General features: G+C 62.6%; 40 protein-coding genes. 36 read left to right on the top strand and 4 right to left on the bottom strand.

The features are described from left to right. Window position 1 precedes the first annotated feature (1 nt). From BLV63_RS17565 to BLV63_RS17535, 8 genes are all read left to right on the top strand, one after another. Complete coding sequence (locus BLV63_RS17565; RefSeq protein WP_066217497.1) at window positions 2–1,117, top strand: hypothetical protein; 1,116 nt, start codon at window positions 2–4, stop codon at window positions 1,115–1,117. An 8-nt stretch (window positions 1,118–1,125) separates the two neighbouring features. Beyond that, window positions 1,126–2,253: a hypothetical protein gene (locus BLV63_RS17560; RefSeq protein ID WP_066217495.1), complete on the top strand. Its 1,128-nt coding sequence runs from the start codon at window positions 1,126–1,128 to the stop codon at window positions 2,251–2,253. Beyond that, a complete protein-coding gene (locus tag BLV63_RS17555; RefSeq protein WP_066217493.1) occupies window positions 2,246–3,634 on the top strand; it encodes a hypothetical protein in 1,389 nt (462 codons plus the stop codon). The genes BLV63_RS17560 and BLV63_RS17555 overlap by 8 nt, the downstream gene beginning before the upstream one ends. 11 nt (window positions 3,635–3,645) lie before the next feature. Continuing rightward, a complete protein-coding gene (locus tag BLV63_RS19090) occupies window positions 3,646–3,780 on the top strand; it encodes a hypothetical protein (RefSeq protein WP_255218052.1) in 135 nt (44 codons plus the stop codon). Between the two features lie 74 nt (window positions 3,781–3,854). Beyond that, window positions 3,855–4,094, top strand: coding sequence for a hypothetical protein (locus tag BLV63_RS17550; protein ID WP_139244577.1), 240 nt, complete (start codon window positions 3,855–3,857; stop codon window positions 4,092–4,094). After that, window positions 4,091–4,819, top strand: a complete 729-nt coding sequence (locus BLV63_RS17545) for a collagen-like domain-containing protein (RefSeq protein WP_066217489.1) — start codon at window positions 4,091–4,093, stop codon at window positions 4,817–4,819. The genes BLV63_RS17550 and BLV63_RS17545 overlap by 4 nt, the downstream gene beginning before the upstream one ends. A gap of 38 nt (window positions 4,820–4,857) precedes the next feature. Beyond that, entirely contained in the window at window positions 4,858–5,772 is a 915-nt protein-coding gene (locus BLV63_RS17540; protein WP_139244603.1) for a hypothetical protein, read from the top strand. Beyond that, a complete protein-coding gene (locus BLV63_RS17535; RefSeq protein ID WP_066217079.1) occupies window positions 5,765–6,028 on the top strand; it encodes a hypothetical protein in 264 nt (87 codons plus the stop codon). The genes BLV63_RS17540 and BLV63_RS17535 overlap by 8 nt, the downstream gene beginning before the upstream one ends. Before the next feature lie 75 nt (window positions 6,029–6,103). Here BLV63_RS17535 and BLV63_RS17530 read toward each other — a convergent pair whose 3' ends face one another. Next, window positions 6,104–6,937 (bottom strand): Ltp family lipoprotein, encoded by an 834-nt coding sequence (locus tag BLV63_RS17530; RefSeq protein ID WP_074783900.1) that lies wholly within the window; start codon window positions 6,935–6,937, stop codon window positions 6,104–6,106. 498 nt (window positions 6,938–7,435) lie between these two features. On the opposite strand from BLV63_RS17530, the gene BLV63_RS17525 reads away from it, so the two are divergent. Then, window positions 7,436–8,635 (top strand): tyrosine-type recombinase/integrase, encoded by a 1,200-nt coding sequence (locus BLV63_RS17525; RefSeq protein WP_066217290.1) that lies wholly within the window; start codon window positions 7,436–7,438, stop codon window positions 8,633–8,635. 176 nt (window positions 8,636–8,811) lie between these two features. Here BLV63_RS17525 and BLV63_RS17520 read toward each other — a convergent pair whose 3' ends face one another. After that, on the bottom strand, window positions 8,812–9,117 hold the full coding sequence (locus BLV63_RS17520; protein ID WP_082724321.1) for a helix-turn-helix domain-containing protein: 306 nt from the start codon (window positions 9,115–9,117) through the stop codon (window positions 8,812–8,814). A gap of 29 nt (window positions 9,118–9,146) precedes the next feature. Here BLV63_RS17520 and BLV63_RS18500 point away from each other — a divergent pair, with 29 nt between their 5' ends. From BLV63_RS18500 to BLV63_RS17470, 11 genes are all read left to right on the top strand, one after another. Beyond that, window positions 9,147–9,380, top strand: a complete 234-nt coding sequence (locus BLV63_RS18500) for a helix-turn-helix domain-containing protein (protein ID WP_074784660.1) — start codon at window positions 9,147–9,149, stop codon at window positions 9,378–9,380. Next, complete coding sequence (locus BLV63_RS17510) at window positions 9,377–9,568, top strand: helix-turn-helix transcriptional regulator (protein ID WP_254780624.1); 192 nt, start codon at window positions 9,377–9,379, stop codon at window positions 9,566–9,568. Before BLV63_RS18500 ends, BLV63_RS17510 begins: the two co-directional genes overlap by 4 nt. An 84-nt stretch (window positions 9,569–9,652) precedes the next feature. Beyond that, window positions 9,653–9,886: a hypothetical protein gene (locus tag BLV63_RS17505; protein ID WP_066217294.1), complete on the top strand. Its 234-nt coding sequence runs from the start codon at window positions 9,653–9,655 to the stop codon at window positions 9,884–9,886. A gap of 32 nt (window positions 9,887–9,918) precedes the next feature. Continuing rightward, a complete protein-coding gene (locus tag BLV63_RS18495; protein ID WP_139244782.1) occupies window positions 9,919–10,248 on the top strand; it encodes a hypothetical protein in 330 nt (109 codons plus the stop codon). A gap of 581 nt (window positions 10,249–10,829) precedes the next feature. Next, window positions 10,830–11,177, top strand: a complete 348-nt coding sequence (locus tag BLV63_RS17500) for a hypothetical protein (protein ID WP_066217393.1) — start codon at window positions 10,830–10,832, stop codon at window positions 11,175–11,177. A gap of 45 nt (window positions 11,178–11,222) precedes the next feature. Further along, a complete protein-coding gene (locus BLV63_RS17495; protein WP_074784661.1) occupies window positions 11,223–11,669 on the top strand; it encodes a hypothetical protein in 447 nt (148 codons plus the stop codon). Further along, window positions 11,666–11,992, top strand: coding sequence for a hypothetical protein (locus tag BLV63_RS17490; protein WP_066217517.1), 327 nt, complete (start codon window positions 11,666–11,668; stop codon window positions 11,990–11,992). Before BLV63_RS17495 ends, BLV63_RS17490 begins: the two co-directional genes overlap by 4 nt. Then, window positions 11,989–12,171: a hypothetical protein gene (locus tag BLV63_RS17485; RefSeq protein ID WP_066217518.1), complete on the top strand. Its 183-nt coding sequence runs from the start codon at window positions 11,989–11,991 to the stop codon at window positions 12,169–12,171. The genes BLV63_RS17490 and BLV63_RS17485 overlap by 4 nt, the downstream gene beginning before the upstream one ends. Further along, complete coding sequence (locus BLV63_RS17480) at window positions 12,168–12,542, top strand: hypothetical protein (protein ID WP_066217520.1); 375 nt, start codon at window positions 12,168–12,170, stop codon at window positions 12,540–12,542. Before BLV63_RS17485 ends, BLV63_RS17480 begins: the two co-directional genes overlap by 4 nt. Beyond that, window positions 12,539–12,760 (top strand): hypothetical protein, encoded by a 222-nt coding sequence (locus BLV63_RS17475; RefSeq protein ID WP_066217522.1) that lies wholly within the window; start codon window positions 12,539–12,541, stop codon window positions 12,758–12,760. The genes BLV63_RS17480 and BLV63_RS17475 overlap by 4 nt, the downstream gene beginning before the upstream one ends. Then, window positions 12,753–12,938 (top strand): hypothetical protein, encoded by a 186-nt coding sequence (locus BLV63_RS17470; protein ID WP_066217524.1) that lies wholly within the window; start codon window positions 12,753–12,755, stop codon window positions 12,936–12,938. Before BLV63_RS17475 ends, BLV63_RS17470 begins: the two co-directional genes overlap by 8 nt. Window positions 12,939–12,940: 2 nt before the next feature. Here BLV63_RS17470 and BLV63_RS17465 read toward each other — a convergent pair whose 3' ends face one another. Then, a complete protein-coding gene (locus BLV63_RS17465; RefSeq protein WP_139244783.1) occupies window positions 12,941–13,297 on the bottom strand; it encodes a hypothetical protein in 357 nt (118 codons plus the stop codon). 51 nt (window positions 13,298–13,348) lie between these two features. Here BLV63_RS17465 and BLV63_RS18730 point away from each other — a divergent pair, with 51 nt between their 5' ends. The 6 genes from BLV63_RS18730 to BLV63_RS17435 are packed head-to-tail and all read left to right on the top strand — an operon-like array spanning window position 13,349 to window position 15,288. Further along, window positions 13,349–13,501, top strand: coding sequence for a hypothetical protein (locus tag BLV63_RS18730; RefSeq protein WP_157412743.1), 153 nt, complete (start codon window positions 13,349–13,351; stop codon window positions 13,499–13,501). Then, window positions 13,498–13,959, top strand: coding sequence for an HNH endonuclease (locus tag BLV63_RS19170; protein ID WP_074784663.1), 462 nt, complete (start codon window positions 13,498–13,500; stop codon window positions 13,957–13,959). The genes BLV63_RS18730 and BLV63_RS19170 overlap by 4 nt, the downstream gene beginning before the upstream one ends. Next, complete coding sequence (locus BLV63_RS17450; RefSeq protein ID WP_066217532.1) at window positions 13,956–14,333, top strand: hypothetical protein; 378 nt, start codon at window positions 13,956–13,958, stop codon at window positions 14,331–14,333. Before BLV63_RS19170 ends, BLV63_RS17450 begins: the two co-directional genes overlap by 4 nt. Then, window positions 14,323–14,664 (top strand): hypothetical protein, encoded by a 342-nt coding sequence (locus BLV63_RS17445; protein ID WP_066217536.1) that lies wholly within the window; start codon window positions 14,323–14,325, stop codon window positions 14,662–14,664. The genes BLV63_RS17450 and BLV63_RS17445 overlap by 11 nt, the downstream gene beginning before the upstream one ends. Further along, a complete protein-coding gene (locus BLV63_RS17440; RefSeq protein WP_066217538.1) occupies window positions 14,661–14,957 on the top strand; it encodes a hypothetical protein in 297 nt (98 codons plus the stop codon). The genes BLV63_RS17445 and BLV63_RS17440 overlap by 4 nt, the downstream gene beginning before the upstream one ends. Continuing rightward, window positions 14,950–15,288 (top strand): hypothetical protein, encoded by a 339-nt coding sequence (locus tag BLV63_RS17435; RefSeq protein ID WP_066217541.1) that lies wholly within the window; start codon window positions 14,950–14,952, stop codon window positions 15,286–15,288. Before BLV63_RS17440 ends, BLV63_RS17435 begins: the two co-directional genes overlap by 8 nt. Here BLV63_RS17435 and BLV63_RS17430 read toward each other — a convergent pair. Further along, a complete protein-coding gene (locus BLV63_RS17430) occupies window positions 15,285–15,635 on the bottom strand; it encodes a helix-turn-helix domain-containing protein (RefSeq protein ID WP_139244784.1) in 351 nt (116 codons plus the stop codon). The genes BLV63_RS17435 and BLV63_RS17430 overlap by 4 nt on opposite strands. 122 nt (window positions 15,636–15,757) lie before the next feature. Between BLV63_RS17430 and BLV63_RS17425 the strand changes: the two genes are divergently transcribed. The 10 genes from BLV63_RS17425 (at window position 15,758) to BLV63_RS19235 (ending at window position 20,223) form a co-directional block, all read left to right on the top strand. Beyond that, complete coding sequence (locus BLV63_RS17425) at window positions 15,758–16,219, top strand: HNH endonuclease signature motif containing protein (protein WP_074783849.1); 462 nt, start codon at window positions 15,758–15,760, stop codon at window positions 16,217–16,219. Beyond that, a complete protein-coding gene (locus BLV63_RS17420) occupies window positions 16,216–16,422 on the top strand; it encodes a hypothetical protein (protein WP_074783851.1) in 207 nt (68 codons plus the stop codon). The genes BLV63_RS17425 and BLV63_RS17420 overlap by 4 nt, the downstream gene beginning before the upstream one ends. Beyond that, the gene (locus BLV63_RS17415; RefSeq protein WP_066217581.1) at window positions 16,419–16,616 is read left to right on the top strand and encodes a hypothetical protein; all 198 of its coding nucleotides are present in this window, start codon (window positions 16,419–16,421) and stop codon (window positions 16,614–16,616) included. Before BLV63_RS17420 ends, BLV63_RS17415 begins: the two co-directional genes overlap by 4 nt. Next, window positions 16,613–17,314 carry a lambda exonuclease family protein gene (locus BLV63_RS17410; protein ID WP_066217577.1) on the top strand — a complete coding sequence of 234 codons (702 nt, stop codon included), beginning with the start codon at window positions 16,613–16,615 and terminating at the stop codon, window positions 17,312–17,314. The genes BLV63_RS17415 and BLV63_RS17410 overlap by 4 nt, the downstream gene beginning before the upstream one ends. Then, window positions 17,315–17,842 (top strand): hypothetical protein, encoded by a 528-nt coding sequence (locus BLV63_RS17405; RefSeq protein WP_066217575.1) that lies wholly within the window; start codon window positions 17,315–17,317, stop codon window positions 17,840–17,842. Next, entirely contained in the window at window positions 17,835–18,296 is a 462-nt protein-coding gene (locus BLV63_RS17400; RefSeq protein WP_066217570.1) for a single-stranded DNA-binding protein, read from the top strand. The genes BLV63_RS17405 and BLV63_RS17400 overlap by 8 nt, the downstream gene beginning before the upstream one ends. 92 nt (window positions 18,297–18,388) lie before the next feature. Continuing rightward, window positions 18,389–18,682: a glutaredoxin domain-containing protein gene (locus BLV63_RS17395; RefSeq protein WP_066217597.1), complete on the top strand. Its 294-nt coding sequence runs from the start codon at window positions 18,389–18,391 to the stop codon at window positions 18,680–18,682. A gap of 177 nt (window positions 18,683–18,859) precedes the next feature. Beyond that, window positions 18,860–19,267, top strand: coding sequence for a hypothetical protein (locus BLV63_RS18490; RefSeq protein ID WP_139244714.1), 408 nt, complete (start codon window positions 18,860–18,862; stop codon window positions 19,265–19,267). Then, a complete protein-coding gene (locus BLV63_RS17385; protein WP_066217600.1) occupies window positions 19,224–19,655 on the top strand; it encodes a hypothetical protein in 432 nt (143 codons plus the stop codon). Before BLV63_RS18490 ends, BLV63_RS17385 begins: the two co-directional genes overlap by 44 nt. A gap of 265 nt (window positions 19,656–19,920) precedes the next feature. After that, window positions 19,921–20,223: a helix-turn-helix transcriptional regulator gene (locus BLV63_RS19235; RefSeq protein ID WP_367888721.1), complete on the top strand. Its 303-nt coding sequence runs from the start codon at window positions 19,921–19,923 to the stop codon at window positions 20,221–20,223. Window positions 20,224–20,425 lie beyond the last annotated feature (202 nt).

Raw genomic sequence — 20,425 nt, 5'->3', positions numbered from 1 at the left:
TGTGCCTCTTGACGCAATCGACCCCAGCTTCATCAACGCGCCCTCCCCCGCTGGCCCTCCCCTCTACACGGGAGAGTCCCTGCGCCGTGACATCGGCGGGCTCCTGGCCCCCGGTGCCGCGGTGGGGACCAGCCGCAGCGGTGTCCTTGACGCCCGCGCCCTGGCGATCACCCTCTCGGGCAACAATGTCCTGGCAACGGCAGGGCCGGCAGCGGTCGCGTCCAGTACGGGAGCGTACCTCACCGGACTGGCCACTTCAGCCACCGTTGACCCCCTGGTCGCAGCGGATGCGAACAACCCCCGCCGTGACCGGGTGATCCTTCAGGTCTGGGACCCCAGCAACCCGCAGAATGACGGCACCAGCGGCGGGACGAACCGTAAGGGTGTCGTCCGGATACTCACCGGGGACCCGGACCCGCTCGCCACCACGGGCGGCGGGGTGAAGCCCGAACCAGGTCTGGCCCTGACTCTGGCGTTCATCGACGTCCCCAAGGCCGGAAGCGGCTCCCCCGTGGTAACCGATCAGCGGCCAATCACCGCAGCAGCGGGAGCACCGATCCCGGTCAACAGCCTGGCCGAGGCCCGCGCCCTGCCCAAGGTGCGCGGCCTGCAGAGGCTCCGCATGGACCTTCCCGGGTTCCCCACGCAGGTCTACAACGGCACCGTCTGGACCCATGTCGGACCGTGGAAGCGCACCACCTTCACCGTCAATTCCACGAACATCCCCACCTCGGCCAGTGATGGCACCGGCTCCCGTGCCGTGGCGACCATGTCGATGAACGCGGAAGCCTACGACCGGCGCATGAAGGTCTTCGTCCAGACCAGCGTGAACTCGGGTGCCATCGCCTCCGGGATCAGCCGGTGGGATGTGTGCGCATCCCTCATGCAGTCCCAGGCATCCAACGCCCAGACCCGCTCCCCGCTGTGCTGGACAGCCCCCGGCAACTACCTGATGAGCAGCTACATCGAAACCGAAGAGATCATCGTCCCGGCAAACTCCCTGCCCATCCCGCGCTTCTGGGTGGACAAGGTCACCGGCAACGTCTTCACGGGCGTGTCCGTGGATCCGAAGATCACGAAGTTCTGGGTTGAGGAATGCCCCGCTGACGAAGCCTAGGAGGTGCCGTGAGGTTCATCATCTGTGACCTGATCACCGGCACCGTCCTAGACGAAGCGCCCCTGGTCATCGCGGAGGACCTGACCCGCCAGCTCAAGGGCGTGGGCGAGGGCAAGTTCTTCGCCCCGTTCTTCGACGGGGAAGGCCGCCTCTACAAGAGCCGGTACTGGGAGAAGCTGATCGTTCCGTGGAAGTCCCTCATCCTCGTCACCGACGAGGATGGCCGGATCATCTGGCACGGGATCCCCAACAGCACCGCCACACCAGGTATCAACGGTCAGGAAATCCCCTGCAGGACCGTGGAGGAATACCTTCTGCGCCGGTACATGCCCACCGCCGAGTTCCTTGACGTCGACCAGGCCAACATCTTCGCCGCCATGATCAACGCCGCGAACGTCAACGGCATCGGCCTCGAGGTGGACGCCCCACTGACGGGGGTGATCTTGGAACGCCTCTATCAGGACGCGGAGAACACCAGGATCGGGGACCGTCTCACGGAACTGTCCAACGCTTCCCCCGGCTTCGACTGGATGATTGATATCCAATGGGCCGACGCCGCCCAGTCGCGGGTGCGGAAGATCGCACGGATGCGCCCCACCATGGGCAACCGCACCACCACCCCGGAGCACGCGTTCATCTCCGGGGTGAACATCACCGACGCCACCCCAGAGACCCGGTGGGGCCAGGGAGACGCCGCGACCCTCGTCACCGCAGTCGGCGACGGTGAAGGCGAATCCCGGCTGATCTCCGCACCCGGGATCGACACCATCCGGGAAGCCGCTGGATGGCCACGCCTGGAAGAACGCCGCAACTTCTCCGGCGTGGACAGCGAAGAAACCATCGCCGCCCACATGGCCCGCATGAAGCAAGCGTTCTTCGGCGGCCAGACCCTCGTGACTCTTGAAGCGAAGATCCCCGGCGACGGGGACTACTACACCGGGCCGGCGGACCTGACCCTGGGCGATACCGCACAGGTCAACGTCCGCGTCGGGCAAGACCCCGTCGACCTGGACGAGTTCGCCATCGAGCTTGATGCTGTCTGGCCTGTCATCGGGTACTCCCTGAGCCAGGACATGAAGACCTGGAAGCCGACCCTTGCCGACCTGACAGGAGGTGACATTGGTGCCAGTGGATAACAGCTTCATCCCCCGCCCCTTCGGTGTCACCGATGCGCGGAACCGGGTCGATGAGCTGGCACGGAAGCAGCAGGCCCTTGACGGGGCCAACCGGAACAGCTCATCCACCATCCCGCCAGGTGGCACACTCCGCGTCGAAGGCGGCGTCCTCGTCCCCGGCGGGCAGATCAGCGTGACCGGGGGCGGCAACATCTCCACCACCGCCGACGGCATCGACCGCTATACCAACCAGCCAATCAAGGTCAGCACCAGTCTGGGCAACCGGGAAGTGATCGAACCCTGGACGGGCCTGCCGGTGCTGCGGCCCGGGATCTGGCTAGCGAATACTTCCTACCAGACCGACCCCGCCAACATGGCATCTTTGACGTCACGCTACGGCGACAACATCGAAATCCAGTCCCTGAACTACACCGACAGCGAAGGTAGGCGTTGGCGTTCAGCGGCGAACATCGACCCGGCAGGAGCGAGCCTGTACTGGAGCCGTCAAGACGGCGACCCGGCAAGCCCCTCCACCGGGGGAACGTCCCAATCCGGAGGCCTGTCGGTCAGCCTGGATTCTGCACTGTCCGTGGCAACCTACGTGCGCAACGCAGCACCGGACGACCCAGCGGTCATCCACACCAACACAGCGCTCAGCATGCGCCCCTGGGGCGGGCAGATGGGCCCACCGGACGGTCTCCAGATCCGGTACGAGCAGAGCGACTACAACGGCACCTACATCAACAAGGGCCTGTTCAAGTTCGACAAAGACGGCCTGATGACCCTCCACAGTGAGAAGGGTGCCAACAAGGTAGACGTCATCCACACTGGTGACGGCGTGCTGACCCTGAAGGGCAGCAACAGCGTCAACGTGGTGGGGACCTTCACTGTCAACGGCTCACCCGTGGGCGGGGCCGTGACGAGTGTGGCCGGTAGGACCGGTGACGTCGTGCTCGCCGGCACGGACATCCCGGCAGCGACCACGAGCGCGCCGGGTGCGATGTCAGCGGCGGACAAGGCGAAACTCAACGGCCTCGGCACCGAGTCGATCGTTAGCGCGCTCAGCCCTGCGGGATGGAACGTTGGCGGGTCCATTTTCGTCGAGCCACTCGCTGGCGAAACGAAGATCACGATCGCGCTGGTGCCGAAGTACACGGGCGCGAACGTAACCATCACCACCACCGCGTACACGTCGATGGGAACCGTGCTGCCATCGGCGGCGATGAGCTCTACCGCGGACTCCCCCTACGTTCTCACTCAGGTCGTCGGGGCCGGCTTGAACAACCAGGCCATCGCGTTCGTGAACCTAGCTACCGGGGCCGCTTCTATCCGCGCAGTCGGGGCGAACTTCACCCTCGCATCCGGCGCACTGTTCACCATCTCGTACACCTACAAACGCTAAGGATCCACATCATGGCCCAAGCAATGGTCTCCATCACTCTCGAAGGCAAGCGCATCGACCTCAACGGCGACATCCCTGACGACATCGCCACCAGCATCGTCAAGCAGATCACCGCACTGCTCGTCGGCATCCAGGAGGTCCCGTGACCCTCCCCCACCGACAACCCATCAGGAGAGGGAGGTAGGAGCGTGTGGAGTCCTGGGGACCGACACTCACCGCAGTGGGTGCACTGCTGGCCGTCCTCGGTGGCGGCATCCGTTACCTCATCGGCCGGTCAGACAAGAAGCGCGAGAAGCGGGAGGCGTCTGTGGAAGAGCTACTGAGAGAGCGCATCGAAGCCCTCGAGGCCGAGTTGAAGGAAGCGAAACTCGTCAAGCGCGCAGCCGGTAAGTGGCGTGAACAGCTCATCGCCGCCGGTATCGAACCGGACCCGAAAGACTGGCCGGAAGGAGTGTCATGAGCCAGCTCGAAGACAACGAGAGGCGGCTGGCCGTCGCGCAGGAGGCCGTGGACAAGTCACGCCGGGCGGACAAGCGCACGAAGTCCCTGCTCCTGCTCTCGTCCTGTCTGCTCGCGTTCTTGGTGGTGGTGTGCGGGATCCTGGCATGGCAGAACGGCAACTACGCCGCCCAGGCCGCCGACGCCGCACAAGCTCAGGCAGCCGAGAAGAAATCGTTGGCGGAGCAGGTCGCCGCCGCGTGCGCGAAGGACGACTTCAAGTCCAGTCCACAGGGGAAGCAGGTCTGCCAGCGAGCCGACCAGGTCGCCAAGGACACCGCGGCCGTCCCGGGAAGCAAGGGGGACCAAGGCATCCCGGGAGTTGACGGGCGAGATGGTGCCCCGGGCCGTGACGGCCGGGATGGGAGCCCGGGAGCGTCCGGCGCGCCGGGTGCTGCTGGAGCGCCGGGGAGTGCCGGAGAACCTGGAATCCCCGGGGCCCCAGGCGTGGCGGGAAGCGCTGGCCAGCCAGGAATCCCGGGAGAGAAGGGCGACCCAGGAGTGCCGGGCCCGAAGGGCGACCCCGGAGCGCCGGGCATGCCGGGCCGGGACGGCAAGGATGGTTCCCCGCCGAGCAGCTGGAACTTCACTCAGGACGGGGTCACCTACACGTGCACCCCGCAGCCGCCCGGATCCACCACCTACACCTGCACAGCATCAACCCCGACCCCGAGCCCGTCCCCGTGACGGGCTCGCCCTACATCTGAGGAGGCTCAGTGCCGAACATGGCCATCGCCTATCATCGGCCGAACAGATCCCTCGTCACGCTCCGTGATGAGGTCTACAAGCGGTACGACTACACCCCGGCCCGTGCAAGCGAGTTCGTCACTGGCTACATGTCGCCCACCAACTTCACGGGCCACAACGCCGACTCCAATGGAATCGTGCATGCCATTGACATCTTCACCGATGACAATGGGAACCTCCCCGAAGCGGAGGGACGTGAGCTCGCAGAGCAGCTACGCGCCATCGGCCGCGCCACCGGCCGGTTCTCCTACCTCATCCACGACATGAACCCGACACCCGGGCAGACCACACCTCTGATCGCCGGAGCATTCTCGAACTGGGAGTGGCAACCCTACACAGGCGAATCCCCGCACTCCGATCACATCCACGTATCCACCGTGGACCTCTACTGGGGCGACCCAGTCAACTTCCCCGCCGACGTCTACGACAGCACCGAACCGTGGGGCATCGCAGGAATCACCAACGCTGGCGGCGCAGTCCGCCCCATTGAAACGAAGGACTGGTTCGACATGGCAACCTCCAAAGACCTCGACTCCGCCGTAGAGAAGGGCCTGGCGAAGTACCTCGGCCCCATCAGCACCGCGAGCGGCGACGTGAGCGTCCGCCAGATGATCGCTGATGGCACGCGCGCCGCTCAGACCGCCCGCGACAACACCGGCCCGATCACTCGCGGCGGCCGCCCAATTTCTCTGCGGCAGGAAATCGCAGACACGAAGACCGGCAACATCGCTCTCCAAGGCCAAATCGCTGGGCTACTCGCAGCGTTCAAGGCCGCAACTACCGGCCAGAACATCGATCTCAGTGCCGTTCAGGCCGCCGCCAAAGCCGGAGCCGAGGAAGCCCTCAAATCCGGCGTCGACGTCAACGTCACAGTAGGAGGAACCGATGCCTGATCACCGCGCAGCAACTCAGACCCGCTACCCGTGGCGGGCGGTAGCCCGAACCGCCCTCGCCGTCGGGCTCCCACTCATCGCAGGGGCACCGCTCATCTATCAGGCAGCCACCCTCCACGACCCGGCCGCAGCGACAGGCCTCGCCGCGGCCGTCCTCGGAGTCGCCGGAGCCATCACCCGCGTCATGGCACTCCCACTGGTCAACGACTTCCTCACCAAGATCGGCCTCGGAGCCGAACCAAAAAGCCCAGCATGACAAAGCGCCCCCACCACCTCGCTATGAGGTGGTGGGGGCGCTATCGGTGTTTAACAGGCCAAGTTGGCGCTCCGATCAGAGTCCAGCCTTGGTCGCTCCGTAAGCAGCCTGCTCCTGGGTGAAGCCTTCGAACACGAGCTGGTCAATCAGGCTACCCCGGGAGAACGAGGTGGTGTCCAAGTACTGCTTGGCCTTGGCGGCGGCCTGGGCATTCCAATCAACCTTGATGTGGTCAACCGCCCACGTTGCATCAGCGGCAGGGAACTTCTCAAACTGAAGCTGCTTGATCAGGCCGGAACGGGAGAAAGCAGTGAACGAGAGGTAGTTCTCCGCCTTGGCCTTCGCGTTCTGCTGGCCGACCGTGCCACGATTCGCGGCCTCTTCCGCAGCGGCCTTAGCATCAGCAGCAGCCTGCGCCTTAGCCTCGGCCGAAGCCTTCGCGGACGCGGAAGATTCCGCTGCCGCCGCAGCCGGGTCAACCGTCTTCTCTACCACAGGAGCATCCGTCGAAACGGCGGGAACATCAGACAGGGACGATACCTTGGAACCGGCATTCGCACCGTTCACGGCGCTACTGATGCCACCGATGAGGATCACCACCACAGAGATGATGATCGCGATGAGCTTGTGCTTCTCGTAGCCCTCAAGCTTCAGACCCTGCTTATCGGTCTGCTTGTTCGCCAAGACCAAGATGAGGTCGATCAACGCCCAGATGCCGAAGCCACCGAGTGTGATGAGCTTCAGGATGCCGGTGCCGATCTTGCCCAGGTAGAACCGGTCAATGCCGAGCCCACCCAGCAAGAGCGAGAGCAGCCAGGTCACAAGGAAGGACTTCTGCCCGACCTGCGGCTGAGCCTGGTACGGAACCTGCTGCTGGGCATACGGAGGGGGCGTTTGGGGGTACGTCATAATAGATCCTTCAAAGAGGTTGAGTGGTGGTAGCTGGACTTCCCTAACCAGCTGTCCTGAAATCATAACCTCGCGGCGGTCGTGCGAAGAGCCGTATGAAGATAAAGCCAGCATGCCTCAGCACATCCCAGCGTCCCCCAGCTTGCCGTAATGCGTATGGCTACACGAATGGCTACACCTGACCCGCGAGCGCACGCCCAGACGGGGGCATTGCGAGTCAGATTCCGGGCACAAAAAAGCCCCGCCATGCTGCCAAAACTCGCGGAATCACGGGGAAAAGAAGAAGCCCTCGCCATGTAGAAGCTAGGCGAGGGTTTCAGTGGCTCCGACCGGCGTCGATCCGGTGACCTTTCGATTTTCAGTCGAACGTCTTGCTACCCTGGGAGTAGCAAAAACCGCTAAATCACGCGGATTCTGGCGTCAATCGAGACGCTGCAATAGGCTAGCTGTAGCCAGCAATGGCTACACTAATGGCTACACCATCATCAGGGGGACTCCATGGCAACCAAGACCAGAGCCAAAGGCGACGGCAGTATCTACAAGAACGCCCAGGGTCTCTGGACCTGCTCGCTCGAGCTTCCGTCCGAGAACGGCAAGCGCCGACGCAAGGTGTTCCGGAACAAGGATCGCGGCACGGTCATCAAGCAGCTCCGCGAGTTCAAAGCCCAGCTTGCCGAAGTCGGCGACATGCCCACTGCCTCATGGCGCGCCGACAAGTGGTTCATGCATTGGCTGGACGACATCGCGCCCCGTCTGGACACCCGGCCTAAGACTCTCGCCGGATACCGGTCGGGGCTCGTCGGGTTCGCAATCCCCGAGCTGGGGTCGTTGCCGCTCGAGAAGATCACCCCGGCCCACATCCGCAAGGTCCACGACAGGGTACTGAACACCCCGAAGCCCAAAGGTCTCCGTGAGAAGCCGCAGGAGGAATGGCCGGACGATGTCGTCATGCTCTCGTCCACGTACGCCCTGAACGTCCACAACGCCATGAGCGCGGCCCTCAAGACCGCCGTGAGTGACGGGATCCTCAGAAGCAATCCCTGCGACCGGGCCGCGCGCCCGCGCCCCAGGAAGGCCGAACAGAAGGCCCTTAGCCTGGAAGAGGCGATCCAGCTCCTTGCCTACTGCACGACCATCGAGGACGGCCCGCTGTGGGCCACCTACCTACTGACGGGCGCTCGCCGTGGCGAGATTCTTGGCCTTGAGCGCGACCGGGTGCAGGACCTCCTTGACCTTTCCTGGCAGCTTCAACGGATCCCCAACCTCAAGCGTGACGCAGCCGCAGACTACGAGTACCGGCACCTGAACGGCTCCCTTTACCTGACCCGCCCCAAGTCGTCCAAGGGCTGGCGGATCATCCCGCTCGTGGAACCGCTCAAGTCGATCATGGGCCTTGCGGTCCAGGCAGCAGAGGACGAGTTGGTATTCACTCGGAATGGTCAGGCGTGGGACCCGGACGCTGCGACCGACAGGTGGAAGGAGGTTCTGGCCGGCGCTGGCCTCCCGGACGACATCGTCCTGCACGGCTCCCGCCACACCACAGCGGATCTGCTCTACGCGGCGGGTGTACCCGAAGACCTCATCATGGACATCCTCGGCCACTCCGTGCGCTCCGTGACCCGAGGCTACCGGACCAGGACCGACATCAAGCGCCTCACCGACGCCATGACCAAGTTGAGCAAGCAGCTCACGGCCTGAGTCATCAATGAAAACCGCCCCCACCCTTAAGGGTGGGGGCGGTTTTTTGTCATCCACAGGTGCTATGTTTCTTCGAACATACATTCGAATCACCCACGGGGGGCGAGGCAATGACACGCATTCACACCATCCAGGATCTCGCAATCCTCATGGACCGATCCGCAGACCCTTCACTGCTACTTGATGCGCTGTTCGGCGCGCGCCATGAGCTCCCGGGGGGAAAGCCCGAGCGCCTCGGCCACATCGCACATGGCGTCGATGGGGATTTGACGCTCCCCGCTTAGGTAGCGCTGAAGGGTGCGCTTTCCAACGCCCGACAGTTGAGCTATTTCGTCCAAGCTCATCGAGCGGGCCGCTTTCTCAGCCCTAAGTTGCGCCGCAACTGCGGCCGGTAACTTCTCTCCATAGATGCCCATGCGGTCCACATTAGCACCATTTTGGGCCACTGCAATGCCCGCGATGGCCCGTTTGGTGGTTGACATGGCCCAATTGGGCCACTTATGCTTTTTACATGAGCCAGACAAACAGAGAAATTGCAGACAAGATTGCCGCAGCAATCTTCAGGTCAGGCAGATCACTCAACAGCGTTGCGACTGAATCAGGCATCCCAAGAACCACTTTCCAGCGCAAGATCAACGGCACTACCCCGTGGACCGTAGAAGAACTCGCCGCTGTTGGTGACGTACTAGGCGTAAAGCCTTCGAGCTTCTTGCCGGATCGTTTTGCACTTGCGGAGGCATCGTGAGTATCGAGAAACGGAAGCTGGCTTACAGCATCCCGGAGGCGGCCGAAGCAATCGGTCAGTCCACCGACACGATCCGACGGAGCATTGCTCGCGGCGATCTGTCAGTGAAGTACCCCAACTCGAAGCCGGTGATCCTGGCTTCCGAACTCGAATCCTGGCTCGATTCGCTTCCGTCCGAAGCTCCGTAGCCCTTTCGCCCACTCTCTGGGCACTACCCCATCTAAGTCCGTTGTCTGACGGCAGGCCGCACGGCTGAGAAAGGTTGATTTGTCATGCCCGAAAACAGCTTCCTTGGGACTCTTCAGTCGCTCGGGTTTGTCGCTGCTAAGGCCCAGTTGCTCGCTTGGGCTAGGGAAGCTGGCGAGCGTTTGAGCGTCAGGGATGCCAAGCGAATCGCGGGGTTGGCGCTCACTGCCACTGACCCGGACGACTATCGGCGGCTCTGCTATTCCGACCCTGTTGGGGAGGGCATCGCGGCCCGCTGGTTTGAGTTCATCACCACCTGATCACCATCACCATTTTGGAAGGAACCATCATTATGTCTAAGACCGTCACAAAGTCTCCGCAGCTCAGTGTTCATTCGATGAGCGCCCCGCCTGTTGTGGAGCTGTCCCCGCCACTTGCCGATCTGCCGTCTCCTGAACGGACTGGTAACTACGAACCTGCCCCGCACTGGATGAGCGTCAGGTCGGCGCTGCTTGAGACCCCAGGCATGTGGCGTGCTGTGAAGATCAGCCATCTGTCCGAGGACCGTCGTCGTTGTGTGCCGTCGGAGGTGCGGAAGGGCAACCTTGCCGCGTTCCGTGAGCCTGGCTTCGAGGCCGTGTTCCGCAACGGCTCTCTCTACATGCGGGCGGTGGCGGCGTGAACACGATTCGTCGGTTGCTGGGTTTTCGTCCGGTGCGTGTGCATGACCGGGCTGTGGGTCCGGTGGTTATTGATCCTGATGTTCGTGAGCGTGTTGTGGTGAGGGGGAAGGCATGACCGCGTATGCCCGTACGAGTGACCCTGGGACGTCGCATGAGGCAGCCGCCAAGGTGCGTACCGGCTGGTGTGAGTCGCTGGTCCTGGATGCCCTGTACTCCCAAAGGAACAATCCGGTGACTCATCGCGTGCTAGTGAAGCTGGTCCACGGGATATGCGACCAGAACATTAGAACGGCTGGTAACTACCCGGAGGACTCGTCGATCCGGTCGAGGTGTTCTGAGCTGGTGAAACGCGGTGTCGTGGAGTCCGCTGGTTCCGTCAAGGGAGAGAAGCGGCATGAGATGCAGTGGCGGCTAACTCGTTCTGCGATTCGGGAGCGTGATGCACGATGAACGCCTACAACTCCTTGCTCACCCTGTTCCTGCTCGTCGGGTGCGCGTTCACAGGAGCATTCCTCTTCCCGCCGCCGAAACACTGGCCGTACACCGAACCCACTGACCCATTCGACACTGAGGAGAACAAATGAACTTCGCACGAGCATTCCGCTGGCTCAGCAACACTTACTGGCCAGCCCTACTCACCGCTCTGATCCTGACTATCTACGCTGTCATGGCATTGATCCGTGGCGAGCGCGAGACGGCCGTGTACATCAGCCTGACAGTGTTTTGGGCGGTGTTCGCGTGGCAGCTCGAGCGGAAAGCCTTCGGTCGTGGCTACATCAAGGGCCAGATCGACCACGCAGAGCAGATGAAGAACCGAAAGTCCTCACGGTCTGAGGTTCACTTCACCGGATCGCCGATGTCTGTGGAGGACTTTGAACGCCATGTGCGGAACAGTGCAAGAAATCGGACCAGCAATGAAGGACTCTGAGGCCCCGAACACCGGGGCCTCAGTCGTATCCAAGGAGACCCACCAATGACCACCACCCAGCCCACCGAGTTCGAGAACCGCGACGGCGACCGCTTCCTCCGTGTGGGAGGCGGTGCGCTGAGGATCAAGTTGAACCAGGGCCGCGAAGAGCTGACCTTCACGCCCAAGTCCCCTGAGCAGGCGCACCGTGTCGCCCTGGCGATCCTCACCGGCCCCGGGAAGGTAGAGGCCGTCGCATTTGGTAGTGACCTGGAAGAGGCCGCTAAACGCTTGACCGATCACTTCAGGATGCTCGATGCCCAGGCTGCCGCTGAGGCGGAGGCCGCCGAACTCCGGGCAGAGGCGCTGGCGATCCTCAACGCCATGCACCCTGGCAACCTTGCCCCCGATTGGGCTCATTGGTCCGCGGAGTCGCAGGGGCTTGGGATCACTGCCGCCCGTGCCGCGCGTGAGGTCCGCCGGCTCCACACCAACAAGGAGACCCAGTCATGAGCCACTGGGAAGACGCCGTCCACGCAGGAGCGGATGCGCTGCCTGTCACGAATCACACCTCATTCGCCGACTCGCGCGATGTCCTCGCCGCCGCCGATGAACACCTCCACGACCACTACCTGGAACGCATCATCAAGGGCCAGGACGACCAGGCCGACGAGGCACTCCTGGACCACTACCGCCTGATCGTGCTCCGCGAAGAACTCGAACGGGCGGAGCGGGTATTCGGAGAGCTGCCGGTCGGGCGCAAGAAGCAGCGTGCCTGCGACCTTGTGACCCATCTCAGTGCCCGTGTCGCCGAACTGGAAGGACAGAAGCAATGAGCGAGCAGATCATCGTGAAGGTCAACGCCTACCGCGACGAAGCGGGCACGCGGCCACTGCCTCGGCTGATCGGCCCGTTCCCGGACCGCGAGACGGCGAACGCTTACATGTACTCGCAGCAGCCACTCTGGGGCACCTGGAACACCGCCCCGATCTTCACCCCGGAGGTGACGCCATGACCACGCCCGCCCCGTTCCCGCCCGAACTGGAAACCGCAATCACCGACGCGCTGGAACGACACCAATCCGTGGTCGCAGCGCTGCGTTACGCGGCAACCTATCGATGCACTGGCTGCAAGGAAGACAGCGGCTCGCCCCTTCGAACAACTGCAAAGGCGTGGCTTCGCAACCATCAGGCCGCTGTGGTCATGGAGACCATCGCCCAACACACCACCACCGAATGGGGCGTGCGATGGGAAGGCTCGTCCGACGTGGACATGACGGGCCACGAGTCAACGTCCCGCGAGTTCGTAAGGCAAGGCGCTGACCACGGGTTCGTTGATGTCGCTGTCGCCCGTCTGGTTCTTCCCTGGCAGGAGCTGAAGGCGTGAGCGAGCAGTACATCGTGGCTGTCCTTCCGGACCTCAGTCTCGTGGTCGACGCCTGCGGCCCCTTCCGCTCTCGCCAGCGGGCGGGCGCAGCGGCGAAGAAGATCAACGATGCGGGTGCGTGGACCGAGGCCGACCCGGATGGCGCGACGATCATCGCCCAAGTGGTACGCCTTCGGTCCGTCGAAGAACTCGTGGAGGAGGCGCGCGACCATGGCTGAGCGCAGGCTCTACTACGTCAACTTCAACGAGGTCGCCGTCGTCACTGAGGCCGTCGAGGCGAGTTCCAAGGCGGAGGCCATCCGACTGGTGAAGGTCGGCGAAGGCGAACGCGTGGACTTCCAGATCGACGAGTTCAGGAACCCCACGAACTTCCGAGCGTATCGAGAAGACGAGTAGGTCTACTCCACCCGCCGCCACCCTCTTTGAGGCCGGTTGTGGGCCTGTTCGGGTGACCGGTTGGGGCGGACGGGGATGATGGCGCGGCGCTTCACCTGGGCGGCGTTCAGCCAGAACTCGCGGGAGCCGAGGAAGTAGGACTGCTGCCACCGGGTCTGCACGAGGACGTACTCGCGGGTCCATGCGACGGCGAACCCTTCCACGATCCGGTCCGGCTCACCACCGTCGAATGTCAGGGTCGCCCACACCGCGATCCCATGCTCCGACCGGTACACCAACCGCTCATCAATCGCATCATCCGGCACCACGACCGGGAGCTGCCACGGCTTCGGGTCCCGGAACCCAACATCCTCACTCACAACACCACCATCCCACCCGGGACCGACAACAAACACACCAAGGAGAACAACGTGATCCAGATCGAAAACGGCACAGCAACGGTGAACACCATCGCCGAAGCGTTCGAAGCGCTCAACGACCGAACAGTGACCGACGTCGTCGTGAAAGACGGCGAAGAACGCATCAAGCTCGAACGACTCCTGAAAGGCATGGGCCTCCGATGACTGACCAGGAGCGCTTCTGGGCAAAAGTACGGAGAGGTGAAGCCTGCTGGGAATGGAACGCCTGCATCACGCCTGACGGCTACGGACAGTTTGGGCTCGGGGGTCGTGTACTGCTAGCCCACAGGGTCAGCTACGAGTTTGAGCATGGTGCAGTTCCGCCCGGCCTGTTTGTGGACCACATCTGCCACAACCGCGCGTGCGTTCGCCCATCCCACTTGCGGCTCGTTACCCAAAAGCAGAACCAGGAGAACCACGCGGGCGCCCATAGAAATAGCAAGTCGGGCGTTCGTGGAGTGTTCTGGGATCGGCAAAGAGGCATGTGGCGGGCCAAGGCATACCACCACGGCAGGCAAGTGCACGCAGGATTCTTCGCCGAACTCGCAGATGCCGAGGCGGCCGTAATCGCTAAGCGCAACGAACTCTTTACCCACAACGACATGGACCGGAGACCGCGATGAACCCTGACCACCTCGAATCCGCTGTTGAGAACGTCGCCGAGTACTACGGGTGCGACATGGACGAAGCACGCACCGCAATCAACCGTGCCCTGCCGCACCTGCGCAAGGCCATCATCCAGGAACTCATCAACGAAGCAGATGCCACGTTCGAGCGCGACGAGGACCTCCCCGTGGGAAGCGTCGCCGACTTCGCAGCGCAATGGCTCCGCGCGAAGTTGAAGGAGGCAGAGAACGGCGACGAGTCCAGCCACCCGATCCCGGACCACGAGTTCCAAGGCGTGTACGGCCACCCTGACGACGATGAGTGCACCCACCGGTCCGACGGGACGGACCTCACATACTGCGGAGAGCCGAGGAAATATCATGACCGCTGAACGCGACGAGCTGTCCGCGCTGATCCACTCCACGAGCGACACCTTCCCGGACTCCGATGCTGGCGTGATCAGCGTGTGGTCGGACGAACTCGCCGCCGCGGTCCTCGCCGCCGGGTACCGCCGGCCCCGGGTGATCGAGGCCGCCGACGAACTCGACAAACTGGGGTATCGCGCTGTCGTTCTCGACGTCTTCGGTGACGCTCTCGTTTGCATGAGGAAGAACTTGCGTGGCACGTGGTGGAAGTACCCGACCGCTTACGGCGAGCACACGCCCGAGTTCATCCTGGGCCTCGGCCCCGCCACCGTCCTCTCGGAAGGAGACCCACGATGACCGAGCTTGATCTTGACCGGATCGAAGCCCTAGCCGACGCCGCAAGCAACGACCTCAAGTGGTGGGGACCAAACACCCTCATGAACGGCCGGCCCAGGCTCACCGAAGCCGATGCCGTGTTCATCGCGGAGACCGGTCCCGACGTCGTGAAAGAACTCGTCCGGCAGCTCCGGGAAGCACGGGCTGGGCTGGCCGACGCGTGGGACGAAGGGTTCGCCGACGGGAAGCGCCACGACTTCGAAGGCGACGACGGGCCCCTGTTCACAAACCCCTACAGGAGAAACGATGAGTGAGCCCGTGACCATCTGGGAACGCGAAGGCGAAGAGTGGAAGGACTTCCCTGGCAATACGCGCCGCCAGGTGGTGTACGTCAGTCCTGATGAAACCGAAGACCCACTCGCCGCTGGACAAGTAGACGACCTCCGCCGGGCGAAGCACCTCACCGACGCCGAATGCGCCGCGGAAGTCCACTGGACTGTGTTCCACGAAGCGCAATGCCAGGTCGAAGGAATGACGGTCGGCCCTGGGCATCCGCACTTCGAATACTGGGTGGAGCAGAACCACAAGTACGCGAGATGGGCGCCCATCATCGAACGCTTCGCCACCCACGACCAAGCCGTCTAGGCGGTCATGTTCCTGATCAGCGCATCAATCAGCTGGCGTTGCTGCAACGTCAGACGCGACGACTCAGCCGGCGGCACGTAAGCCCCGAAATCATCCCGCACCCCAACCCCGGGAAGATCCTGTACCCGGACACCCAACGCCGACGCCACAGCATTGACCGTCTCCACCGACGACGTCCCAGTCCCGTTCACCAACCTGGCAACCGTCGGCCCCGACAGGCCCGCAGCAACAGCCAACGCCCGCATCGAACGAAAACCCGCCGACACCATCAACCCGGCCCACGGCTCAGGAACATCAGAAACCATCCCCAAAACATACCAAGCACCCTTCCTGGGTGCTTTTTTCATGCCCGGAAGGAGAACCGCATGGGCTACTACGACGAGCCCGACGACCGGGACCGTGAGGCTGAGGAAGCTGAAGCGGACACCCGATACAACGACCGCGCCGACGAGATGAGAAAGGACAAGTCATGACCCAGGATGAGGCCAGATTCTGGTCGAAAGTCGACAAGAGCGAAAGCTGCTGGGTCTGGAATGCATTCAGAAACGAGCACGGATACGGACAATTCCGTTTCAACGGAGGTATGAAACTCGCCCATCGAGTTGCCTACGAACTTTTTTACGGCCCCATCTCATCAGGCCTCGCGATCGACCATGTATGCCATAACCCATCATGCGTGCGCCCAGACCACCTTCGGGAAGTGACCAACAAACAGAACGGGGAAAACAGGGCAGGCGCACAGGCCAACTCTCGAACGGGGGTTCGGGGGGTGAGCCCAAAAGGAAATCGATTTGTAGCCCAGGTGAAGCACCGGGGCAAGGTCTACTACTGCGGCGCATTCATCGACATAGCCTCCGCCGCACGTGCCGCAACCGAGATGCGGAACCAACTCTTTACTCACAACGGAACCGACAGGAGGAAAGGCGAATGAGCAAGGACCCCAGGCCGGTTGGGCTGCGGCTCAACCGTGACCGTGTCGTCAAGAAGAGCGGCTACTGGTTCGTGCTGGCAGCAGATCTTCAGCGCATCTTCTGGAACAAGGAGTTCAACTACCCAGAATCTGTCCACCTGGCTCACACGCATCGGGAAGCCATCCACGCCCTGGATGTTGCTCGTGGGCGGGTGAAGCCATGACCCGGAAGTACGCGGGCTACGACCACACCATCAACCCGTCACCCGTCAAGGGCGTCGCGGTCGGTTACCAGGACCGCACCATCATCACCGCCGACAACACCGACGACGAGAAGACCGCTGCGGCCGCGATCTGCATCGCACACAGCGCAGACGACGTTCTCGCCATGCTCGGACTCGACAAGGACACCCCATGACCCTCACCATCTACAACAACCTCGAGCAAGGCGCGGACGAGTGGCTCCAAGCACGCTGCGGCATCCTCACCGCCTCAGTCATCGGCCAACTCATCACACCCAGCCTCGGGATCGCGGACAACGAAACGTCCCGCCGGCTCATCCGCAAACTCGCCGCCGAACGCATCACCGGGCACCCCATCACCACGTACCCGACCAAGGCAATGCAGCGCGGCACCCTCCTCGAACCTTGGGCGCGCGACGCATACGCCGAGCACGCGGGCGTCACCGTCGATGAGGTCGGGTTCATGCGCATAGACACCGAGGGCGGGAGTCTCGGATATAGCCCGGACGGTCTCGTGGGCGATGACGGGCTCATCGAAATCAAATGCCCGGGCCCAGACACCCACTTCCAAACTGTCGTGGACAACAAAGTTCCAGACGAACACTGGGGTCAGCTACAGGCCGGGCTCCTGGTTTCAGGACGGACATGGATTGACTTTGTCAGTTTCTGCCCTGGGGCCAATACGTTCGTACGCCGGGTAGAACCCTCACCCGCATGGCGGGCAACGCTAATCACGGCGTTCGTTGCTGCCGAGGAACGAATCACTGACGCCCTCAACTACTACCAGGCGAACGTCAAACGATACTCGCTCCCCGCTGCCAAATGGTTCGACCCGTTCGAAGAAGACCAGATCACCCTTGAAAGGAGCATCTAGGTGGACATCACCGCTTCCCTCGCCCCGAAATCCGACCAGCTCGACGCCGTTGAACTCGTTGCACCCCGTACCTTCACCATTGAGAAGGTCACCCCCAACAACGCCGAACAGCCCTGGAACTTCCACCTGGCAGGCTTCCCCCGCCCCTGGCGACCCGCCAAGTCGATGCTGCTGGTCATCGCCAACGCATGGGGCACCGACGCCACACAATACGCCGGACGATCCGTCACCCTCTTCTGCGACCCCACCGTCATGTTCGGCAACCAAGCCGTTGGCGGAGTGCGCATCAGCCACATGTCCCACATCAACGGGCCGCTGAAGACCGCACTCCTCGTCAAGCGCGGCAAGTCCGAGATCTACACCGTCCAGCCCCTCGCCGACGCACCACCACCCCGGAACTGGCAGGCCGAAGCCGACAAGATCGCCGGCAACGAACCCAAGCTCAAAGCCCTCTGGACCGAAGCGCAGAAGAACGGTGCCAGCCTCGACGAGCTGAACTACATCAAGGAGGCCGCAACCAATGGCTGAGATTACCTTCATTGGCAACATCGGCAAGGACTCAAATATCCAGTTCGACAAGAATGGATCGCCTCGCCTGTCGTTCAGCGTCTGCGACACGAAATCCAAGCGTCTGCAAGACGGCAGCTGGGAAAAGCTGAGGGAGCAGTGGTTCAACTGCACCATCTGGGGCACTGATGCAGAGTACTTCGCGGACCGGCTACTCAGCGGCGACAAGGTCAAAGTTCACGGCGAGTTTTACACCCGCGACTACGACAGAGGCAACGGACCCGAAAAGTCCATGGATGTGACTGTCACCGGCGTCTCGATCATCAAAAAGAACGAGAAGAACCAGCAGCGCCAACACGGCGGCAACCAGCCTTTCGACGCTGTCCAGCACAACAGGCAGTCGACACCAACGCAACCCGCGTGGGAGCAGCCACCAACCGAACCCCAAGGCTGGGACGCCGCACCTCCCTTCTGAGCCAGTCACACACAGACTGGCTTTTTTCATGCCCAAAAGCGGGTGCTGTAGCTCACCGGCACAGCACCCGCCCAAACTCACAGGACTCACACATGACTCACGATCCTCGAACAATTCAAGACCGCGACGGTGTCGCCGTGGTGATCTATGAGAAGCCCGAGTGCTCGCAGTGCACCCTGTCCAAAAAGCGCCTCGACGAAGCTGGCGTCGTATACGGACGAGTTGACATCACGGAAGATCCCTATGCATTCCTTTTCGTCAAGAACCTCGGCTACATGGCGGCCCCCGTCCTCTACGTATCCACCCCTGAGGAAGACCTGCACTGGTATGGGTTCCGTCCCGACCTTATCGCGAAGCACATCACCGGTCGCGAGGACGCCGCATGACGGATCGCTGCTGCCACCTCTGCCGCTCCCACACCGGCGTCTGCCTCACCCGCTTCCAATGCGACCACCACAAAGAGTACGAGGCGCAAGAAGACCTCGACCACCGCGCAACCCGCGACCACCCAGACCCAGTCGGTGACCTCGCAGCAGCCAACGTCGACCGCGAAAGGAGGAACCATGTACCAGTACCGCGGAAACAAACCCCCCGCAACCCCCGCACATGACGGCATGGACCCCCGCGCCCGACTCGCCCAGGCCGTTCAAACCATCCATCGGCTCAAACGCGCACCCGCGATCCGTCGGTGGGAGAACGTCATGCGCACGCCCTCGCCGCCGCCCACCGTACCGAACAGCCGCGGCAAGCATCGCCTCAACCCCGCCTTCACCGAGTGGATGATGGGCCAACCCGCCGGCTGGATCACCGCCGTGGACATCAGCGCCAACGACCAGATCAAAGCCTGCGGCAACGGCGTCGTCACCCAACAAGCACTCGAAGCCCTCCACCGCATGGCAGCACGACAAGAACAGGAAGGAGGAGCGGATGTCAGCCCCAGACAAGCGGCTGTGGGCGAAGGTCTCCGTTGACTACTTCGACAACCCGAAGATCGAGTTCCTGACCGACTCGGCACAGCTCCTCCACCTCCAGTTGATCCTGAAAGCGAAGGCGCAGGGGCGTGGCGGGATGCTCGCTGAGCGGGCATGCAAAGTGCGTGGCGCGGCCCCGTTCAAGGAGCTGGTTGACGCTGGCCTCCTCGACAGGAAGGGCCCTCAGAAGTGGGCAATCCACGACTACGAGAAGCACCAAACGGAGCCCGAAAACCTCACCGAAAATAGGGCCTCCGCAGGGGCTCGCGGGAACCACGTCAGACACCACGAGAACAAACGCGTCTTCGACGGGGCCTGCACCCACTGCAAAACCGCCGCTGACAAGGGCGAACAGTGGGTCACGCACCCCGAAACGGTACCGAAGTAGCCTCGCAAACCGTCGCAAAATCCTCGCAAATGCGATCGCACTTGCGATCCGTTTGCGAGCAAAAACCGTCGCAAAACCGTCGCAAACAGCTCGCAGAGTTAAGAGTACTTACTTACGTAAGTAGCGAAACTCACCTAAGTCTCCACTCAAGTTCTAAAGAAGAGATCAATCACTTTCAGTCAGATCGTCACCATAGTGACGCGCGAGACCGCGACGCCCTGACTGACCGAAACCATCATCCGAAAGGACAAGCCATGACACGAAGATCCACTCCGACATCGTCGCCCGCATCGATGCGCTCATTGCAGAACTCGAAGAGCTCCGCTCCGAGCTTGGCAGCAACCAGGTAAAGCGCCACACGACTCAGACTGGCGGGCTTGATGAACTTCTGACCGCCGAGGAGATAGCGAGTTGGTTGGGGAAGAGCGTGCAGTCGCTCGCGCAGGATCGATACCGAGGCGTCGGGCCGGCGTTCATTCGAGTCGGCACTCGGGCCGTTCGATACAGGAAGGCCGACGTTGAAGCGTGGCTGACAGAGGTAGTTGGCCGCCAGGCGAACGAGGGCTAATGATGCCGATCACGCGGCGGCAGGCAGTGAACCTCGCCAACCACCTCCACGACCTCCGCCAAGCCTGGACAGTCCCATCACTCATGTCCCTCATGGAAAAGCACCACGACCACCCAGCACCCTTCCCGGACATCGCACACGCACTCTGCACAGCCGCGAGAGACGACAAAACCAACACCCCAGGCCTCGCCTTCCAAGACCC

The organism is Arthrobacter woluwensis (assembly GCF_900105345.1).
Lineage (GTDB): Bacteria > Actinomycetota > Actinomycetes > Actinomycetales > Micrococcaceae > Arthrobacter_E > Arthrobacter_E woluwensis.
Note: the sequence above shows the minus strand (reverse complement) of the source record. Positions and strands in the feature narration are given on the sequence as shown.

Coding starts and splice junctions, on each gene's coding strand:
- BLV63_RS17520 (WP_082724321.1), bottom strand. CDS start 9,117: ATGTCAACCACCAAACGGGCCATCGCGGGCATTGCAGTGGCCCAAAAT.
- BLV63_RS17400 (WP_066217570.1), top strand. CDS start 17,835: ATGGCTGAGATTACCTTCATTGGCAACATCGGCAAGGACTCAAATATC.
- BLV63_RS18495 (WP_139244782.1), top strand. CDS start 9,919: ATGTCTAAGACCGTCACAAAGTCTCCGCAGCTCAGTGTTCATTCGATG.
- BLV63_RS17415 (WP_066217581.1), top strand. CDS start 16,419: ATGACCCGGAAGTACGCGGGCTACGACCACACCATCAACCCGTCACCC.
- BLV63_RS17490 (WP_066217517.1), top strand. CDS start 11,666: ATGAGCCACTGGGAAGACGCCGTCCACGCAGGAGCGGATGCGCTGCCT.
- BLV63_RS18490 (WP_139244714.1), top strand. CDS start 18,860: ATGTACCAGTACCGCGGAAACAAACCCCCCGCAACCCCCGCACATGAC.
- BLV63_RS17500 (WP_066217393.1), top strand. CDS start 10,830: ATGAACTTCGCACGAGCATTCCGCTGGCTCAGCAACACTTACTGGCCA.
- BLV63_RS17525 (WP_066217290.1), top strand. CDS start 7,436: ATGGCAACCAAGACCAGAGCCAAAGGCGACGGCAGTATCTACAAGAAC.
- BLV63_RS17385 (WP_066217600.1), top strand. CDS start 19,224: ATGTCAGCCCCAGACAAGCGGCTGTGGGCGAAGGTCTCCGTTGACTAC.
- BLV63_RS17440 (WP_066217538.1), top strand. CDS start 14,661: ATGACCGAGCTTGATCTTGACCGGATCGAAGCCCTAGCCGACGCCGCA.
- BLV63_RS17445 (WP_066217536.1), top strand. CDS start 14,323: ATGACCGCTGAACGCGACGAGCTGTCCGCGCTGATCCACTCCACGAGC.
- BLV63_RS19170 (WP_074784663.1), top strand. CDS start 13,498: ATGACTGACCAGGAGCGCTTCTGGGCAAAAGTACGGAGAGGTGAAGCC.
- BLV63_RS17470 (WP_066217524.1), top strand. CDS start 12,753: ATGGCTGAGCGCAGGCTCTACTACGTCAACTTCAACGAGGTCGCCGTC.
- BLV63_RS17495 (WP_074784661.1), top strand. CDS start 11,223: ATGACCACCACCCAGCCCACCGAGTTCGAGAACCGCGACGGCGACCGC.
- BLV63_RS17435 (WP_066217541.1), top strand. CDS start 14,950: ATGAGTGAGCCCGTGACCATCTGGGAACGCGAAGGCGAAGAGTGGAAG.
- BLV63_RS17530 (WP_074783900.1), bottom strand. CDS start 6,937: ATGACGTACCCCCAAACGCCCCCTCCGTATGCCCAGCAGCAGGTTCCG.
- BLV63_RS17485 (WP_066217518.1), top strand. CDS start 11,989: ATGAGCGAGCAGATCATCGTGAAGGTCAACGCCTACCGCGACGAAGCG.
- BLV63_RS17395 (WP_066217597.1), top strand. CDS start 18,389: ATGACTCACGATCCTCGAACAATTCAAGACCGCGACGGTGTCGCCGTG.
- BLV63_RS17410 (WP_066217577.1), top strand. CDS start 16,613: ATGACCCTCACCATCTACAACAACCTCGAGCAAGGCGCGGACGAGTGG.
- BLV63_RS19090 (WP_255218052.1), top strand. CDS start 3,646: ATGGCCCAAGCAATGGTCTCCATCACTCTCGAAGGCAAGCGCATCGAC.
- BLV63_RS17420 (WP_074783851.1), top strand. CDS start 16,216: ATGAGCAAGGACCCCAGGCCGGTTGGGCTGCGGCTCAACCGTGACCGT.
- BLV63_RS17450 (WP_066217532.1), top strand. CDS start 13,956: ATGAACCCTGACCACCTCGAATCCGCTGTTGAGAACGTCGCCGAGTAC.
- BLV63_RS18500 (WP_074784660.1), top strand. CDS start 9,147: ATGAGCCAGACAAACAGAGAAATTGCAGACAAGATTGCCGCAGCAATC.
- BLV63_RS17535 (WP_066217079.1), top strand. CDS start 5,765: ATGCCTGATCACCGCGCAGCAACTCAGACCCGCTACCCGTGGCGGGCG.
- BLV63_RS17480 (WP_066217520.1), top strand. CDS start 12,168: ATGACCACGCCCGCCCCGTTCCCGCCCGAACTGGAAACCGCAATCACC.
- BLV63_RS17540 (WP_139244603.1), top strand. CDS start 4,858: ATGGCCATCGCCTATCATCGGCCGAACAGATCCCTCGTCACGCTCCGT.
- BLV63_RS17425 (WP_074783849.1), top strand. CDS start 15,758: ATGACCCAGGATGAGGCCAGATTCTGGTCGAAAGTCGACAAGAGCGAA.
- BLV63_RS17430 (WP_139244784.1), bottom strand. CDS start 15,635: ATGAAAAAAGCACCCAGGAAGGGTGCTTGGTATGTTTTGGGGATGGTT.
- BLV63_RS17505 (WP_066217294.1), top strand. CDS start 9,653: ATGCCCGAAAACAGCTTCCTTGGGACTCTTCAGTCGCTCGGGTTTGTC.
- BLV63_RS17545 (WP_066217489.1), top strand. CDS start 4,091: ATGAGCCAGCTCGAAGACAACGAGAGGCGGCTGGCCGTCGCGCAGGAG.